General features: G+C 41.0%; 20 protein-coding genes, 1 other RNA gene and 1 pseudogene. 9 read left to right on the top strand and 13 right to left on the bottom strand.

From position 1 onward, the window contains the following. Positions 1 to 99: 99 nt before the first annotated feature. Both rplA and rplK read right to left on the bottom strand, forming a co-directional pair. On the bottom strand, positions 100 to 789 hold the full coding sequence (gene rplA / locus ADF62_RS02800; RefSeq protein ID WP_003091882.1) for a 50S ribosomal protein L1: 690 nt from the start codon (positions 787 to 789) through the stop codon (positions 100 to 102). 99 nt (positions 790 to 888) lie between these two features. Further along, a complete protein-coding gene (rplK, locus tag ADF62_RS02795; RefSeq protein ID WP_002885648.1) occupies positions 889 to 1,314 on the bottom strand; it encodes a 50S ribosomal protein L11 in 426 nt (141 codons plus the stop codon). Positions 1,315 to 1,485: 171 nt separating this feature from the next. Here rplK and ADF62_RS02790 point away from each other — a divergent pair, with 171 nt between their 5' ends. Beyond that, positions 1,486 to 1,839 carry a DUF3397 domain-containing protein gene (locus ADF62_RS02790; protein WP_003092067.1) on the top strand — a complete coding sequence of 118 codons (354 nt, stop codon included), beginning with the start codon at positions 1,486 to 1,488 and terminating at the stop codon, positions 1,837 to 1,839. A 93-nt stretch (positions 1,840 to 1,932) separates the two neighbouring features. Here ADF62_RS02790 and ADF62_RS02785 read toward each other — a convergent pair whose 3' ends face one another. From ADF62_RS02785 to ADF62_RS02770, 4 genes are all read right to left on the bottom strand, one after another. Continuing rightward, positions 1,933 to 2,430 (bottom strand): beta-class carbonic anhydrase, encoded by a 498-nt coding sequence (locus ADF62_RS02785; RefSeq protein ID WP_003092048.1) that lies wholly within the window; start codon positions 2,428 to 2,430, stop codon positions 1,933 to 1,935. 150 nt (positions 2,431 to 2,580) lie between these two features. Further along, a complete protein-coding gene (locus tag ADF62_RS02780; RefSeq protein WP_003092085.1) occupies positions 2,581 to 3,276 on the bottom strand; it encodes a TIGR00266 family protein in 696 nt (231 codons plus the stop codon). An 87-nt stretch (positions 3,277 to 3,363) separates the two neighbouring features. Then, complete coding sequence (gene radA / locus ADF62_RS02775; RefSeq protein WP_082162576.1) at positions 3,364 to 4,725, bottom strand: DNA repair protein RadA; 1,362 nt, start codon at positions 4,723 to 4,725, stop codon at positions 3,364 to 3,366. A 178-nt stretch (positions 4,726 to 4,903) separates the two neighbouring features. Next, positions 4,904 to 5,350: a dUTP diphosphatase gene (locus tag ADF62_RS02770; RefSeq protein WP_003092091.1), complete on the bottom strand. Its 447-nt coding sequence runs from the start codon at positions 5,348 to 5,350 to the stop codon at positions 4,904 to 4,906. A 212-nt stretch (positions 5,351 to 5,562) separates the two neighbouring features. Between ADF62_RS02770 and ADF62_RS02765 the strand changes: the two genes are divergently transcribed. The 6 genes from ADF62_RS02765 (at position 5,563) to galU (ending at position 10,983) form a co-directional block, all read left to right on the top strand. Beyond that, positions 5,563 to 6,165: an NADPH-dependent FMN reductase gene (locus ADF62_RS02765; RefSeq protein ID WP_003092087.1), complete on the top strand. Its 603-nt coding sequence runs from the start codon at positions 5,563 to 5,565 to the stop codon at positions 6,163 to 6,165. An 18-nt stretch (positions 6,166 to 6,183) separates the two neighbouring features. Further along, positions 6,184 to 7,434 carry an NAD(P)H-dependent oxidoreductase gene (locus tag ADF62_RS02760; protein WP_048788021.1) on the top strand — a complete coding sequence of 417 codons (1,251 nt, stop codon included), beginning with the start codon at positions 6,184 to 6,186 and terminating at the stop codon, positions 7,432 to 7,434. A 115-nt stretch (positions 7,435 to 7,549) separates the two neighbouring features. Then, the gene (locus tag ADF62_RS02755) at positions 7,550 to 8,341 is read left to right on the top strand and encodes a formate/nitrite transporter family protein (protein ID WP_048788020.1); all 792 of its coding nucleotides are present in this window, start codon (positions 7,550 to 7,552) and stop codon (positions 8,339 to 8,341) included. Between the two features lie 8 nt (positions 8,342 to 8,349). Continuing rightward, the gene (locus ADF62_RS02750) at positions 8,350 to 8,910 is read left to right on the top strand and encodes an MptD family putative ECF transporter S component (RefSeq protein WP_048788019.1); all 561 of its coding nucleotides are present in this window, start codon (positions 8,350 to 8,352) and stop codon (positions 8,908 to 8,910) included. 118 nt (positions 8,911 to 9,028) lie between these two features. Beyond that, positions 9,029 to 10,051: an NAD(P)H-dependent glycerol-3-phosphate dehydrogenase gene (locus ADF62_RS02745; RefSeq protein ID WP_037621619.1), complete on the top strand. Its 1,023-nt coding sequence runs from the start codon at positions 9,029 to 9,031 to the stop codon at positions 10,049 to 10,051. Between the two features lie 17 nt (positions 10,052 to 10,068). Then, a complete protein-coding gene (gene galU / locus ADF62_RS02740) occupies positions 10,069 to 10,983 on the top strand; it encodes a UTP--glucose-1-phosphate uridylyltransferase GalU (RefSeq protein ID WP_003095929.1) in 915 nt (304 codons plus the stop codon). Positions 10,984 to 11,029: 46 nt separating this feature from the next. On the opposite strand, the gene ADF62_RS02735 is transcribed toward galU, so the two are convergent. The 7 genes from ADF62_RS02735 to ffs form a co-directional block, all read right to left on the bottom strand. After that, on the bottom strand, positions 11,030 to 11,704 hold the full coding sequence (locus tag ADF62_RS02735) for a rhomboid family intramembrane serine protease (protein WP_003095927.1): 675 nt from the start codon (positions 11,702 to 11,704) through the stop codon (positions 11,030 to 11,032). Beyond that, entirely contained in the window at positions 11,695 to 12,222 is a 528-nt protein-coding gene (locus ADF62_RS02730) for a 5-formyltetrahydrofolate cyclo-ligase (RefSeq protein WP_003095926.1), read from the bottom strand. The genes ADF62_RS02735 and ADF62_RS02730 overlap by 10 nt, the downstream gene beginning before the upstream one ends. A 68-nt stretch (positions 12,223 to 12,290) precedes the next feature. Beyond that, positions 12,291 to 13,424 carry an N-acetyldiaminopimelate deacetylase gene (locus tag ADF62_RS02725; protein ID WP_003095924.1) on the bottom strand — a complete coding sequence of 378 codons (1,134 nt, stop codon included), beginning with the start codon at positions 13,422 to 13,424 and terminating at the stop codon, positions 12,291 to 12,293. A gap of 77 nt (positions 13,425 to 13,501) precedes the next feature. Beyond that, positions 13,502 to 14,200: a 2,3,4,5-tetrahydropyridine-2,6-dicarboxylate N-acetyltransferase gene (gene dapD, locus ADF62_RS02720; RefSeq protein WP_037621250.1), complete on the bottom strand. Its 699-nt coding sequence runs from the start codon at positions 14,198 to 14,200 to the stop codon at positions 13,502 to 13,504. A gap of 85 nt (positions 14,201 to 14,285) precedes the next feature. Further along, the gene (locus tag ADF62_RS02715; protein ID WP_003095921.1) at positions 14,286 to 15,038 is read right to left on the bottom strand and encodes an HAD family hydrolase; all 753 of its coding nucleotides are present in this window, start codon (positions 15,036 to 15,038) and stop codon (positions 14,286 to 14,288) included. A gap of 113 nt (positions 15,039 to 15,151) precedes the next feature. Continuing rightward, positions 15,152 to 15,991, bottom strand: coding sequence for a methyltransferase domain-containing protein (locus tag ADF62_RS02710; protein WP_048788018.1), 840 nt, complete (start codon positions 15,989 to 15,991; stop codon positions 15,152 to 15,154). Between the two features lie 14 nt (positions 15,992 to 16,005). Continuing rightward, positions 16,006 to 16,091, bottom strand: an RNA gene (ffs, locus tag ADF62_RS09930) — signal recognition particle sRNA small type. A gap of 525 nt (positions 16,092 to 16,616) precedes the next feature. Between ffs and ADF62_RS02700 the strand changes: the two genes are divergently transcribed. Next, positions 16,617 to 16,754 carry a class IIb bacteriocin, lactobin A/cerein 7B family gene (locus ADF62_RS02700; protein ID WP_048788017.1) on the top strand — a complete coding sequence of 46 codons (138 nt, stop codon included), beginning with the start codon at positions 16,617 to 16,619 and terminating at the stop codon, positions 16,752 to 16,754. 52 nt (positions 16,755 to 16,806) lie between these two features. After that, positions 16,807 to 17,069 (top strand): annotated as a pseudogene (locus ADF62_RS11750) (hypothetical protein). Positions 17,070 to 17,120 lie beyond the last annotated feature (51 nt).

Raw genomic sequence — 17,120 nt, 5'->3', positions numbered from 1 at the left:
CGCATAGCGGGTGGTTTATCTGTTTCGCACCTTCGGAGCGAAACGGACTTAAAGTCACATAATTAAAAAAACCTATCCGAAGATAGGTTTTTACTATTCTTACAATGAGTTAGGATCAACTTTGATACCAGCACCTTGTGTAGTAGTGATTGAAAGGTTGGTGATATAAGTACCTTTCGCTGTAGCTGGTTTAGCTTTTTGAATAGCATCGTTAAATGCTTTAAAGTTTTCAACTAATTTTTCAGCTTCGAATGAAACTTTACCGATGATAGCTTGTACGTTACCTGCTTTATCAGCACGGTAAGTAATTTTACCACCTTTAGACTCTTCAACTGCTTTAGCAACGTCCATAGTTACTGTACCAGTTTTAGGGTTTGGCATCAAGTTACGTGGTCCAAGGACACGTCCAAGACGACCAACGATTGCCATCATGTCTGGTGTTGCAACAACAACGTCAAAGTCAAGCCATCCACCGTTGATTTTAGCAACGAGTTCGTCTTCACCAACGAAGTCAGCACCTGCTGCTTTAGCTTCTTCAGCTTTAGCACCACGGGCAAATACAAGAACACGTTGAGTTTTACCAGTACCATTTGGCAATACCATTGCTCCACGGATTTGTTGGTCAGCTTTCTTAACATCAATGTTAAGATTGTATGATACTTCAACAGTAGCATCGAATTTTGCGAAGTTAGTTTCTTGTGCAAGAGCTACAGCTTCTTCTACGCTGTAAGCTTTTGTGCTGTCGATTTTCTCAAGAGCAGCACGCATTTGTTTGCTTTTTTTAGCCATGTTAATTATTTCTCCTTGTGTAATGTGGTCATAACGACTTTCATCTTCCACGTCACTCAGCGAAGTGAGACGACGTCTGTGGTTTTCTTGTTAACTGAATTAGTCAGTAACAGTGAATCCCATTGAACGTGCAGTACCTTCGATCATACGCATAGCTGATTCGATGTTTGCAGCGTTCAAGTCAGGCATTTTAGTTTCAGCAATTTCTTGTACTTGTGCACGAGTTACTGAAGCAACTTTAACTGAGTTTGGAGTACCTGAACCTTTTTCAACACCTGCAGCTTTTTTCAAAAGAACAGCAGCTGGTGGTGTTTTAGTGATGAAATCAAATGATTTATCTTCATACACAGAGATAACAACTGGGATAATCATACCAGCTTGATCAGCTGTACGAGCGTTAAACTCTTTAGTGAATCCCATGATGTTGATTCCGGCTTGACCAAGAGCTGGTCCAACTGGTGGAGCTGGAGTCGCTTTACCAGCAGGAATCTGAAGTTTTACGATGTTTTCGACTTTTTTAGCCATTTTGTAATTTCCTCCTATTGTGGTTTTGGCGGTAAGTAAGTTTTGTTACCTCCCACAAGTATGTTTTTACATACCCTATCTATTATACAGAAATTCTTTTTAGATGCAAGAATTTCTTATTAAGTTTAGGAAAAAATTTACATAAAGGCCTTTTCGAGGTAAAATAGACTTATGATTCTATATAAATTCTTTGCTATAGCATTTTTGATTTTAACACCTATCTTTGCTTTTATTATCCACCGCTTCTTCAGTTTAAAATATCTCGGGCTTAATTTCGCTGACCTTACCTTCCCACTTTATTTTATTGAGGTGGTTGCTGTATCAGCCCGTTTCTTTACCCATAGTTTTTTGCCTTACATCACCATCTTATTATCCTTGGTGGCTATCATTATCACGATTCAGATGCTAAGAAAAGCACAATCTTTCAAGTTTAAACGTTTTCTTAAGTTGTTCTGGCGTATAAGCTTTTTTATCACTAGTCTTTTCTATTTGGGGACCGTGATTCTCATTTTTATCGTTTCTTAAAAACTAGATTAACTCAGCATTTATATTGTGTGCTGAGTTTTTTTCATTGAATTATAAAAAAGCAGGCAATCACGCCTGCTCAATTTTTCGATATTAAGGGAGGACCTGAGTCATTCGACCAGTATCTACATCATAAACCGCACCGGAGATGATAACATCCTCAGGAATAAGCGGTGACTGACGAAGAATAGCCATATCTTCACGAACACTCTCTTCTACATCTGTGAATGGAAGAAAATCTTGATCAGAAACATCAACACCAAGTTCTTTATTGAGATAGGCGGTAAACTCATCGTTCTTAAAGGTCTGAGCACCACAATCTGTATGGTGGAGAACTACAATTTCTCGTGTCCCCATCTGTTGTTGAGAAATGACCAAAGAACGAATCATATCTTCCGTCACACGACCACCCGCATTACGTAAAATATGAGCGTCACCTAGGGCCAACCCCAAGGCCTGGGCAACGTGAAGGCGTGAATCCATACAAGTCACAATAGCCACCTTAGTCTTTGGTTTCAAGGGAAGATGGGCTGTCCCGTGGAGGTCAACATAGGCTTTGTTGGCATTGAGAAAGTTTTCAAAATAAGACATAATAACTCACTTTCTAATGAAGAAAATAATTTGACTATCAAATTATTTATACACTATCTTATCATCTTTTTCTTAACTTGTCAGCTATTGAGTTCGCAACATAAAAAGGAGAATGGATGCTTGTTAGCATCCATTCTCCTTCAATTCATATTATGAACGTTTTGGCAAGTATCTATTAAGCAAGCCTGCAAAGGTTTGAAGATTGAGACTTTGAACATAAATTTCACCTGTTCCTCTAAAGGTATTAACAACACCCTCTCCTGTCCCAATAGACTGCCAGAAACCATTTTCCAAGTGAATATTATAATCAAGTGTCTGACTCCAGGCAACGACATGAGCATTATCAATAGTCACTTCTTGATTGTTTAGCTCAATTTTTTTAATAGAACCGTAGGCATTTGCCAAGAGGGTTCCTTGGCCTCGAGTCGTCATGACGAAGAATCCTCCCTGACCACCAAAAAGAGCCTTACCAACAGACTGGAGCTCCATTGTATAGTAAGCTGTGCCATCAAGTGCTAGAAAGGCACCGTCGTTTAGTCGGTACTGTTTTTCACCTAAATAAAGTGGAATCACTTGACCTGGAGAATCAGGGGCCAAGGCTATATAACCGTTATTGGACTGTGAGATAACCTGAGTAATAAAGCTACTTTCACCCGAAACCATTGAACGCCCAACGGCTTTTACAAAACGACCTAGACCTGATCCACTGGCGTTTAATTTGGTAGTCAGTGTCACATTTGGTGTGTGATATACCATACTACCACGCTGGATAAAGACTGTTTCACCTTGATTAAGAGACAACTCTACTAAAGGGAATTGCATGTTGCTGTCTGTGAAAAATTGCATAATAAATACCTCCCTATCCTTATGAAAAGTATAGCATTGGAGGTATATTTTTGCAAACGTTTCCAAAAGAGCAGATTTTTTGTTATCTTAAGAAAAAACTTTTTTGAGTACTTCTCCTACCGTCGTGACCCCAATGACCTGGATACCTTCTGGAATCTTCATGCCATGAAGCGAATTTTTAGGAGCATAAATCTTAGTAAAACCTAGTTTAGCGGCTTCATTGATACGCTGCTCAATACGAGCCACACGACGAATCTCTCCGGTCAAGCCAATTTCTCCTATAAAGGCTTCTTGTGGATTGGTTGGAAGCTCCTTGTAACTAGAGGAGATAGCAACGGCAACTGCAAGGTCAATAGCTGGCTCGTCCAACTTGACACCACCAGCTGACTTGAGATAGGCATCTTGATTTTGGAGAAGAAGGCCACAACGTTTCTCTAAGACAGCCATGATAAGGCTGACACGGTTAAAGTCCAGTCCCGTCGTTGTCCGCTTTGCATTACCAAAGACGGTCGGTGTCACCAAAGCTTGAACCTCAGCTAGGATAGGTCGACTCCCCTCCATTGTGACAACAATGGCAGAACCTGTGGCACCGTCTAGGCGTTCTTCTAAGAAAACTTGGCTAGGGTTTAGTACCTCGACCAGACCACCTGACTGCATTTCAAAAATCCCAATTTCATTGGTTGAACCAAAACGGTTTTTAACTGCCCGCAGAATACGGAAGGTATGATGACGTTCCCCCTCAAAATAGAGCACCGTATCCACCATGTGCTCCAACATACGTGGTCCAGCCAGCTGTCCCTCCTTGGTCACATGCCCAACAATAAAAGTGGCAATGTTATTGGTTTTGGCAATCTGCATGAGTTCGGCAGTTACTTCACGAACCTGGGAAACAGATCCTTGAACGCCAGAAATCTCTGGGCTCATGATGGTCTGAATTGAGTCGATAATAAGGAAATCGGGTTTGATAGCCTCGACTTGGCTACGGACGGCTTGCATATTGGTCTCAGCATACAGATAAAATTCGTTATCAATATCACCTAAACGTTCACTCCGCAATTTGATTTGCTCGGCCGATTCTTCCCCAGAAACATAGAGGACCGTTCCCTTGTTAGCCAGCTGTGTTGACACCTGTAAGAGGAGGGTCGATTTTCCTATCCCTGGATCTCCTCCAATAAGAACCAAACTCCCCGGAACCACACCGCCACCTAAAACACGGTTAAACTCGTCCATATCAGTTTTTATGCGGGCGTAATTAATTGAAGAGACTTCTTTTAACTTAGTAGGTTTGGACTTTTCACCCGTCAAACTGACACGGGCATTTTTAACCTCCTGCACCTCAACTTCTTCCTCAAAAGAGGACCAAGAAGAACAATTGGGACAGCGTCCTAGATATTTGGGTGAATTGTAGCCACATTCTCTACAAACAAAAGTTGATTTTTTCTTAGCTATGATTCTAATCCTTTCCTTTCATGATAAACTCAGACAGTGCCATCTCCCCCTATAAGCTCTAGCTTTTAGCACCATTTCTCTAGAAAAACTCTTTTAAATCCAGATTGGTTAAGCAATAAGCCCTATGCTTCTTAAAGATACGAGAAGATATGACCAGCAAGACGGCCGCAAATTTCTTCTATTTTCCAGTTGACCCGAACCCACCAGTTCGAACGCCATCTGCTTCGTCCCCATCTGCGATTAAGAAAGGTGCAAAGACAGCCTGAACCATGCGTTCGCCAACTTCAAGAGTCACGGGCTGATCAGTAATATTTTTCATCTGGGCGAAGATGTGACCTTCATTTCCAGGATTTCCATAGTAATCGCCATCAATAACTCCAACTGAGTTGATTAAGACCAGACCTTTTTTACGAGGGTTAGAGGAACGGTCATAGAGATAGAGAACCTCACCAGGTTGCATGTAAGCCTTAACACCTGTTGGTACGAGAACAATTTCCCCAGGAGCAATTACAGTATTCTCCGCAACCTTTAAATCATAGCCAGCCGCATGGGCAGTCTCCCGCTTTGGAAGTAAGTCTCGATTAGTATAGGTTGATACAAGTTCAAATCCACGAATTTTAGTCATTATTTTTCCTTTCTACATCAGTTAACTAATTCTTGTAAAATCAGCTACACTGAATTTAAGAAGAATATTTCTTAAATCTATCCTATTATAATCTATTCGAAATAAGATGACAAAAGTAATAGTCTAATCGTATTCTCATCAAACGAAGATTGACTTTTGCCTAGGAAAACGCTAACATGATACTAGATATAATACTTTTAAGGAGAATTGTCATGAAATTCATTGGACTTGTTGGTACGAATTCAAAACGTTCAACTAATAGACAATTATTGCAATATATTCAGAAGCATTTTGCAGATAAGGCAGAAATTGAACTTGTAGAAATCAAAGATCTTCCTGTCTTTAACAAACCTGCCAATAAGCAATTGCCAGAAAGTGCACTAGAAATCGCTAAAAAAATCGATGAAGCTGATGGTGTCATCATTGGAACACCTGAGTATGACCACTCAATTCCGGCTGTTCTCATGAATGCTTTGGCCTGGCTCTCATACGGTGTTTTCCCTCTTTTGAATAAGCCTGTTATGATTACAGGGGCATCTTATGGAACCCTAGGAGCTTCTCGTGCACAGCTACAACTTCGTCAAATTTTGAATGCTCCAGAAATCAAAGCTAATGTGCTTCCAGACGAATTCTTGCTCTCACATTCCCTTCAAGCTTTTGATAGCAACGGCGATTTAGTTGACCTTGATGTCATCAAAAAATTAGATGCTATTTTCGATGACTTCCGTCTCTACGTCAAAATTACTGGAAAACTCTCACATGCTACAGAGTTGCTACATAAAGAAGCTGAAGACTTCGACTGGGAAAGCCTATAAGACAGGAGAATATAAACTATGAAATTTGTTGGACTCGTTGGAGCAAATTATGATCAATCATATAACCGTAAACTGCTCGAATTTATCAGAAGACATTTTAAAATTAAATTTGAACTTGAAGTTTTAGAAATTGATGAAGTCCCTATGTTTAATCAAGATGAAAAATGGGATGAAAGTTTCCAACTTCGCTTACTTAATAACAAAATTACACGCGCTGATGGTGTTATCATTGCTACACCTGAGCACAACCACACTATCTCTGCAGCACTTAAATCAGTTTTAGAGTGGCTCTCATTCGAAGTGCACCCATTTGAAAACAAGCCTGTAATGATTGTTGGTGCTTCTTATTACGATCAAGGGACTTCACGTGCCCAAGTGCATTTGCGTAAAATCCTTGAAGCGCCTGGTGTTAATGCTTATACACTTCCAGGTAATGAATTCTTGCTTGGAAAGGCTAAAGAAGCTTTTGACCTTGAGGGGAACATTACTAACGAAGGTACTATTAACTTCCTTGAACAATGCTTAGATAATTTCATCCAATATGTAGGAGTGGTTTCTAAATTGAAAAAACCAAAACCAATCGAACCCGAAGACTTGGATTGTAACAACCCAATCGCTACAACTGTTACTGAGGTCGACCCTGATGATCCTGAATGGGTAGAAAAAGTAGCTGAAATCACTGGTGCGGTATCTGGTGATACCTACGTGAAATTGGACCACGGTATTTTGACGGTTAATCAAATTGACATGTTCCTCAAGGCTATGCCATTTGAATTGACCTATGCTGATGATAACAACCAGTTCCTCTACTACAATAACGCCCATCAAGATCCTGTTACTATGTTCGCCAAACGTGTACCGCCTCAATCAGGTAGCCGTATATCAACAGTTCACGGTTCACTTCCACCAGCTCGTATGAAGAATGTGGAATGGGTTATCGGTACCCTTCGTAACGGCAACCAAGAATATGTTCGTACGATTGTTCCAGGGTCACCTGAAGGAGTTATCAATACGCATAACTATCAGGCTATGTACTATGATGATGGTTCTTATGCAGGAATCAATGAAATCGTCTTTAACTTTAAACCATGGCTTGACTGGTATCTCGAAACAACTGGTCAACGCCTTGTCGGAGGAAGCGGTCCTTTTGCACCGGCTGCAGCTAGTCATGGCGGTAGCGACGCAACATCCGGAGCGTCAGACGCTGGTGGTCACGGTGGCGATGTAGCTCCAGCCGCAGATGCTACATCTGGAGCATCCTCATACTAAGACTTGGAAAAGTTGGGGCAACTGTCCTGACTTTTTTCATGGTCATCTTAGATTCATTTTCACTCGAGCTTGCGCATTTGCCATGCTCCAAGCCACACATTTTAGAGGTAAACCTATGTCTCAATTTCAAGAAAAAGTTTTCGCTGCTTGCGCTAAAAAAGAAGCTCTCTTTGACGAAAGTCTGGGGCGCTACGCCTTGCGTTCTATGCTTGCAGGAGCTTATCTTACCATGTCAACTGCTGTAGGAATTATTGGCGCGGATGTTATCGCTACGGGTATTCCAGCCCTTTCCCGCTTCGTCTTTGCCTTTATCTTTGCTATCGGATTGGTCTTCGTTCTCATTTTCAATGGGGAGTTGGCTACTTCAAACATGATGTTCCTGACCAGTGGTGCCTATTATGGTAAAATCAAATGGAGCAAGATGTGTACCATCCTCCTCTACTGTACCTTTTTTAATTTTGTCGGTGCCCTTATCTTGGCCTGGTTCTTCAACCAATCCTTCTCTTTCCAACATTTGACTGACAAGAGTTTCTTAGTTACTGCTGTCTCAACCAAGCTTGGAAAAACAGATTGGATGAACTTTACAGAAGGTATTACAGCTAATATGTTCGTTAATATTGCCATCTTAGGCTACATGCTCCTCAAAGAAGAATCTGCTAAAATTTTCATTGCGCTATCAGCTATCTTTATGTTTGTCTTTTTGATTAATGAACACTTGATTGCGAACTTTGCTTCTTTCATGTTGCTCGGTTTCAACGGTGTGCGTGACGCTGTAGATAATTTCACTTTGGCAAATATTCTACGTCAGTGGATAGTCGTTTTCTTCGGTAACTGGATTGGCGGAGGTATTTTCATTGGTTTGGCATACTCTTGGCTCAATAAAACTAAAACACCTCACATTGATTAGGAGACCACATGCGTCAAAAAACGTTCATCAAACAAACCAGCCTAGCTATTCTACTCTATTTTATTTGCCTAGCCCTTGCAGTTGCCATTGATTTAATCTTTTTTAAAGTCAAAAATATGTATCATACGCCTGCCTTAGCGGCTATCTTTGCAGGCTGGGTCTACTTGGGGCTTATCAGAAAGACAAAACAATTTGGAGCGATTACCTGTCTAGGTATCTTTATGTCCATCTTCTTCTTTGCCTCTGGGCACTTTGTTCTAGCCTTTCTTCCTAGCTTTTTAGCTGGCTTTGTCGCTGATTTTCTAGCTAAGAAAGGGAACTATGAGAATAATAAACTAAATCTACTCTCCTATATGATCTTTTCCCTAGGAAACTTAGCACCCATTATCACCATGTGGCTTGCACCCAAAGCCTATATCGCACAGCTCCTAGCCAAAGGGAAAACTCAAGATTATGTAAATCAAGTTATGGTTCCCTTTACAAGCAGTCATATCTTAATCCTGATTGGAGGAACGCTCATGGCTGCCCTCATTGGAGGCTACATTGCCCAAAATTGGCTGAAAAGATAAATGGCCATCAGCCTTCCTAACAGAGAGTACAAGACAAACATGCTTTTCTTATGTTATAATGAGAAAGAATATAGTCTTTTTCTGCTTTGTTAGAAAGGACCTAAAGGGAGACCTAATGATGAAAAAACAAAAAATCGCTGTCTTGGGCCCTGGTTCATGGGGAACTGCCCTTGCTCAGGTACTCAACGACAACGGACACGAGGTCCGTATTTGGGGAAACATCCCTGAACAAATTGATGAAATTAACGAGAAACACACCAACACCCGCTACTTCAAGGATGTGGTTTTGGATGAAAACATTAAAGCCTATAAGGGACTGTCTGAAGCCCTTGATAGTGTTGACGCTGTTCTCTTTGTTGTTCCGACCAAAGTTACTCGCTTAGTTGCTAAACAAGTTGCTGAACTTTTGGACCACGAAGTTGTTGTCATGCATGCTTCCAAAGGTTTGGAACCTGGAACACACGAACGCCTTTCAACAATCCTTGAAGAAGAGATTCCTAAGGAACTTCGTAGTGAAATTGTTGTCGTATCTGGCCCAAGCCACGCTGAAGAAACTATCGTTCGCGACATCACTTTGATTACAGCAGCATCTAAGGATCTTGAAGTGGCACGCTATGTCCAAGGCATTTTCAGTAATAACTACTTCCGCCTCTACACCAATTCAGATGTGATTGGTGTTGAAACAGCTGGTGCTCTTAAAAACATTATCGCGGTAGGTGCTGGTGCCCTCCACGGTATGGGTTATGGGGACAATGCTAAGGCAGCCGTTATTACTCGTGGACTTGCGGAAATTACTCGTCTTGGTGTGAAACTTGGGGCTGATCCTTTGACTTACAGCGGTCTATCTGGGGTTGGGGACCTTATTGTTACAGGAACTTCTATCCATTCACGTAACTGGCGTGCTGGGGATGCGCTTGGTCGTGGAGAAAAGCTAGAAGACATTGAACGTAACATGGGAATGGTTATCGAAGGTATTTCAACCACAAAGGTTGCCTACGAAATCGCCCAAGAACTTGGCGTCTACATGCCAATTACAACAGCAATCTACAAATCTATCTATGAAGGTGCTGATATCAAGGAATCTATTCTCAATATGATGTCCAATGAATTGCGCTCTGAAAATGAATGGGATAAAAAATAAAAATCTAAGGAGTTCTCATGAAAAATCAAAAAGTTAGAAAAGCTATCATCCCCGCTGCAGGACTCGGAACACGCTTTTTACCAGCTACTAAGGCCTTGGCCAAAGAAATGTTGCCTATCGTTGACAAACCAACCATCCAATTTATCGTTGAAGAAGCCCTCAAATCAGGTATCGAAGATATCTTGGTGGTTACTGGTAAGTCAAAACGTTCTATCGAAGACCACTTTGATTCAAACTTCGAGTTAGAATACAACTTGGAACAAAAAGGTAAGACAGACCTGTTGAAATTGGTTAATGACACCACTGCTATCAACCTCCACTTTATTCGTCAAAGCCATCCACGTGGTCTCGGAGATGCTGTTCTTCAAGCCAAAGCATTTGTCGGAAATGAGCCATTTGTTGTTATGCTTGGTGATGACCTTATGGATATCACTAACGACAAAGCAGTACCTTTAACTAAGCAGCTCATTAACGACTATGAGGAAACACACGCATCAACCATTGCAGTTATGCCTGTACCTCACGAAGAAGTTTCTTCTTATGGTGTCATCGCCCCTCAAGGAAAAGGCGAAAATGGACGTTATAGCGTTGAAACTTTCGTTGAAAAACCAAATCCAGAGGATGCACCAAGTGATCTTGCTATCATCGGTCGTTACCTTCTAACACCTGAAATTTTCAGTATTTTGGAAACTCAAGAACCAGGTGCTGGAAATGAAGTTCAATTGACTGATGCTATTGACACCCTTAACAAGACACAACGCGTCTTTGCTCGCGAATTTACTGGAGACCGTTATGATGTCGGTGACAAATTCGGATTCATGAAAACGTCTATCGATTACGCTCTTAAACATCCTCAAGTTAAAGATGACCTCAAGCAATACCTCATTGACTTGGGACACAAACTTGAAGGCAAACCAGCTAAAAAAGACTAATATAAAAACCATCGAACATGACATTCGATGGTTTTTTTCATATGACTTAAAAATAAGTGAATCCTAGAGGAATCAGCAATAGTAAAATATAGGTTAAAAGGGCTGTAGAACGCCAACCTCTACTAAAAAGGCGACTTTCAACCTTATTGGCCAAAAAGATAGCTGCCAGAGCACCCCCAACTAAACCACCGAGATGACCTGTAATCCCAACACTAGGTGTAAAAAGGTTGAAGATTAAGTTAATAACAATCAAAGCCAAATAATTACGGCCCAACTGATTGAGTAAGGGACTGTGACTATAATAACCAAGAATCACAATCGCCGCAAATAGGCCAAACAAGGAGGTCGAAGCACCAGCTGCAATAACATTAGGTGTAAAAAGCAAGGTAAAGGCATTTCCCATAACACCAGCTAGCAAATAAAGTCCTAGAAAACGTAGAGTACCAAAAATCTGTTCAGCCATCCTCCCCATAAAATAAAGGGTGAGCATATTGAAAAGAAAATGCTCAACACCTATATGGACAAAAATAGGTGTTACAAGACGCCAGAGATCTAAGGGATTGTATTGAACGAAGGTCCCATACATAGCTCCCATCTTAAAGAGACTAAGGGGTGACGTCGCTTGAAAACTATTTAAAAGATATTGACAGATAAAAGTCAACGTCGTAAGCCCCAACAATAGATAGGTTGCTGGGTATTTTTTCCACTCATTTACTGGCATGTAATAACCTTCCTAACGGCGATGTCATGGCTATCTGGGGTAAAATCCATTTCCTGACAGGGATAAACCGTGCTAACTGTCTCCCCTTCAAAATCAGACAAATAGCGATCATAGTAACCTGCTCCGTAACCAATGCGATAGCCTTCAGCATTGAAAACTACTCCTGGCACATGAATCAAATCAATCTCTGATTTTTCCACAGCCAAATCAGACGCAGGTTCCATCAAGCCAAAAGAGGTAGCAACAATATTATCTGGATCATAATCCACAAAAATCATTCGACCTTGTTTATATGTTTTAGGAATCAAAAGTCGTTTACCATCCTTTAAAGCCTGCTTGATTAAAAGACTGGTGTCATATTCATGAGGGAAAGACAAATAAGTCGCAATCACCTGGGCATCTTTATAAGCAGGTAAGGCAATCAATTGCTCCAAAAGATATTTATCTATCTTAGCCTTAGTCTCAGGATCTTGTGAAGTTAACTGAGCCAAGACCGTTTTTCTAAGTTCATTTTTCATAGGTTTATCATATCAAAAAATCTACCAAAAGTCAGACTTGGTAGATTTTTTAGCTGTATCAACTATGGTTAGGCTTCTGCCTTGTGTTTAAGGAATTTTCCAATTTCAGCCACTGCAAAAGCGAGGGCATCTTCATTTGGACTCATCTTAGGATGGTGAAGTGCATATGGCGTGTCAATTCCCAACCAGAACATGACACCAGGAACTTTACTAAGCAAATAACCAAAATCCTCGCCCGTCATAGCTGGTGGACAATCAATCAGGTTAACTTCTGGGCTAGCATCAAAGAAGGCCATCAACTCTTTGGCCAAGGCTGGATTATTTTCCACAGGAAGATAACCACCTTGTTTCAACACGATATCCACTTCCATACCAAAGCTAGCTGCTACTCCTTCTGCAATCTGGCGCACGCGCTTCTGGATAAGGAGACTCATTTCCTGAGTAAGGGTACGAATAGTTCCATAAACCTCTGCAGTTTCAGCGATAACATTGTTAGTAGTTCCTGCATGGAAAGAACCAAAGGTAACTACCCCACCCTGGATAGGGTCAACATTACGACTGACAATCGTTTGCACCTGAGTAATAAAGTAAGAAGCTGCTACAAGAGCATCATTGGCCTCATGTGGAAAGGCCGCATGTCCACCTTTCCCCTTGAAAGTAACGAGGACTTCACAAGTCCCAGCAAAAAGGGTGCTTGTGTTAGTCGCAATATCACCTACCTTGAAATCTGGACGGACGTGGAGGCCATAGAACTCATCTGGCAACCAGTCTCCAAAGGCACCATCCTCATACATAAGCATACCACCAGCTTCATTTTCTTCAGCCGGCTGGAAGAGGAAGAGCATGTTATTTTTAGGTTGTACTTGAAGCATCTGATCCAAGAGACCAAGCGCTGTCGTCATGTGCATATCGTGTCCACAAGCATGCATACGACCTTCATGAGTAGACTTGAAGTCAAGACCTGTTTCCTCTACGATTGGGAGACCATCAATATCTGTACGCCAACCAATAGTTTTTTCAGGAGCATGCCCGTGAAGATAGACAAGAATTCCTGTACGCCAAGTACGTTGCTCCACAAAGTCCTTACCTTCAGTCATTTCAGCAATACGCTCTAAGAGATAAGCCTGAGTTTTAAATTCTTCCAAACCAATTTCAGGAATTTGGTGAAGGTCTCGTCTAATTTTAATTAAATCAAGTGTCATGTTTTTATCCTTTTTATTTCTCTTATTTTATAGAGAATCTAGAAATAGAGGCCCTACAGGCCTCTACTATCAATATGTTACAAGTTACGCAAAGCGTCTTCAAGTGCTGTTTTTTGTTGTGTTTTTTCATCAATTTCCTTGATGATGCGAGCTGGAACACCTGCTACAACCACATTTTCAGGGACATCTTGAGTAACGATAGCGCCAGCGGCAACGACTGAACCGTTACCTACTTGAACACCTTCAATCACAACAGCATTAGCACCAACAAGAACATTATCACCGATACGTACTGGCTCTGCTGAAGCTGGTTCAATCACGCCAGCAAGGACTGCACCCGCACCAATGTGGCTGTTTTTACCAACAGTAGCACGACCACCAAGGATAGCACCCATATCAATCATAGTACCTGCACCGATTTCCGCCCCGATATTGATTACAGCCCCCATCATAACGACAGCATTGTCTTCAATCGTTACTTGGTCACGGATAATGGCACCTGGCTCGATACGGGCATTAAGGTGACGCTTATCAAGCAATGGAACAGCTGAGTTGCGGCCATCTTGTTCCACAACATAATCCTTATTTTCCGTCAAATTCGCAAGAAGCGGCTCGATATCTTTCCAGTCACCGAAAAGAACATTGCCAAGCTTAGTGACAGAAGTTGGAACAGCAGTTGCCAATTCCCCTTCAAAAGTTACTTTAACATTTGTTTTCTTTTCTGCATTACCGATAAAAGCGATAATTTCTTGTGCAGACATTTTTTGTGCAGTCATGAGATTCTCCATTCACATAAAGTTAGGAATTATTATACCAAAAATTCTGATAATTGTCTTTGCTTTTGCCAAATAGAGTGTATTTTTATGTAAATTCTGGCTTTAGAGCTTCTATATCAGTAATCACTCGGTCTGGCTTGATTGGGGAATTCTCCAGTTCTCGACGAGAATACGGGAAGGTATTGAGCAAGATACCATCGATCCCAACTGCTTCAGCCACAGCAATATCAGTCGTCAAGTCATTTCCCACCATGACAGTCTCAGATGGCTTTACCCCATGATCATCCAAAACTTGCTTTAAAAATTCAGGTTGAGGCTTACAGATACCGGCATCCGAAGACAAGTAAATGGCATCAAAGTAAGGTCTTAACGCCATTAAGTCAATCTCAGCATTAGTAAAGGCTGCTTGAGCATTAGACAAGAGATAGAGACGATAGCCCTGCTCTTTTAGAAAGGCTAGAACCTCCTTAGTATGAGGATAAGCTGTCAAATGTTTTCGAGATAAGACGCGAAAGACCATAGCTATCAAATTTCCCCAATCGTCCAGCTGATTAGAGTTACTAGACTGAGGCCGAGCATCTACATAAAGCTGGTTAAAAATGTGGGCTAAATCAATTTCTGGATAAACAACCCCTTTGAGCTCTATTAACTCCTTACGGGCCTGATCCACGTGCTTAGCATAAGCCTTTTTAAGAGCATCACCTTCATAAGCCGCTCCATAAGCCTGGTAAAGTTGGGCTAATTTATCCCATAACATAGGATCCTTCTCATCGGTTAGGATATCAACCAAGGTACCATAAAAATCAAAAATGTAGTTCTTATAGGCTCTATTTTTCATCACTTTTTACCCATTACTGAAACTTTCTTACTTATTGCTCCCATCATACATCTTTTAGGAAGACCAAACAAGCTAACTGAGATATTTTCCCATCAAAAAAATCCCAACGACTGTTAGGATTGCTTATCATCTCTAATACGACCCATCAACAGCTCTCCCGCAACGGTTAATTGCGTCACTGAAGTCAAGCCCAAAGTATCCTTATTGGCATGGAAGAAAAGAGGTGTCATCTCAGCAAATGTTTGAACATGCTCTGATGGCATAGACCAAGTCTTAGCAATCGTCACACGCTCCAAAAGCTCACAGGACTCCTGGAAATGTTCCAAAACATCCTGGTTAGAATAAGCTTGCACCTCCGGTAACAGTTGGCGAAACTCTTTAAGATGATCTTCGTGAGGAATAACCTTAAAAATCAAGCCCTGATCAGACAAAAGTCTTCCAAATTCTTGATAATTAGCTGGTGAAAAGATATCTAAAATGACATCGATACCGTGTTCACGTAAGGGCAATTGAGCCAAATCACCAACAAACCAAGCTACATTTTTCTGAGGATTTTGACGTGCCGCAAGAAGGATAGAATCCTTAGACAAGTCAAAGGCCATGAAATCCTTGTCAAACTCTTGAGCCAACTGACGGCTATAGTAGCCCTCACCACAGGCAACATCTAGAACATGCGAATGTTTAGGAAGATCACGCAAGCGCTCTGAAATCACCTCCAGGATAGGATCATAATAGCCTGCTGCTAAAATCTGGCTCCTCTTTTCAAAAGAAGCCATATCATAGTGCTTATCTCCCTTAGTCTGTCTCAAAAAATTGACAAAGCCCTGCTTGGCAATATTAAAGGTATGCCTATTCTGACAAACCAAGCTAGACAAATCCAAATGCATTGGTGCCTGACAGATTGGACAGGCAAAAAGACTCTCTTGATTTTTAAAAACACTAAATTTGGCCATAGATCCTCCTTAACACAAAAAAAGAGCACACACCTGAAATCGCTTAGGGCTGCTGGATTCCTCCCCTGACCCGCTTCACGCACAGATGTTGCTCCGAAAAGTATTATACCATAAATTGGAGTGATTGCAAGTAGGGAACTCAAGACAAGACTAGATAGGCTTATCCCTTATCGAAGCTCATTATTTTCTTTCATCAGTATAAACGTTGACAAACCCTAGCAATGCCATAGTGACATAAATGTCACTGCTTTTTTATTTCTCTTCACCTTATAATAAATCCATAGCTTGAGGAAAGTACCAAAAGCCAGTGATATAACTGACTTTATTGAAAGGAGAAGTCATACTTAGGGTATCTCTTAGCACGTGGTTAGGGGACTAAGAGATTATAAAACTAACCAGGAATAAAAAAGAAGAATGACAATGGTTAACAAAGAAATGAACACAGCTGATTTAGCTACAGTAACAGGAGGGGGATGAAAACAAATCTTGCCGTTGGAGGTCTCTGTCTTGCTTCAGGACCTATTGGAACGCTTGTATCTATTGGTGCCTACAACGGCTACATGGACACTGCTCGATAAGAAGAGAGGACAATAAGAACAATGACTAAAACAACAACCGTAAGAAAATGACTACTCAAGAACTCGAAATCGTATCAGGTGGTACTGTTCCTTGGGCTGCTATTTCAGTAGGAATTGTTGGCTCAAAACCGACTTATGATCTAAGCTATGCTGCGGGTAAATCTTTCTACAATCACGCACACTAATAAAAGAACTTAACTTCAACTGACATCTCAAAGATTTTGAGGATGATAACTTATGAAGTTTACAAAAAATCAAACAAATGATATTACTGCTAATCAATCACCTAAAATGAACAACTATTTACTCGTAAAAATCGCTTAGCTGGAATTATCAGTAGCCTATTTCTCATACTCCTAATCAACCTCATCTTTCATGTACGATTAGGAACACCAATTATTGACACTAATTTGAAATCCGCTTTTGGTACACTTATCCTCTTCATGCCTATTTTTCTTTTGACAAGAGAACAAGAAAAACATAAGACTAGGGAAGAGTGACTTAAAGAGCCTTCAATAAAACAAAACTCCCTCTAATCTCCCATTGAAAAA

The sequence above is a fragment of the Streptococcus sp. 1004_SSPC genome (assembly GCF_001069025.1).
GTDB lineage: Bacteria > Bacillota > Bacilli > Lactobacillales > Streptococcaceae > Streptococcus > Streptococcus vestibularis.
Note: the sequence above shows the minus strand (reverse complement) of the source record. Positions and strands in the feature narration are given on the sequence as shown.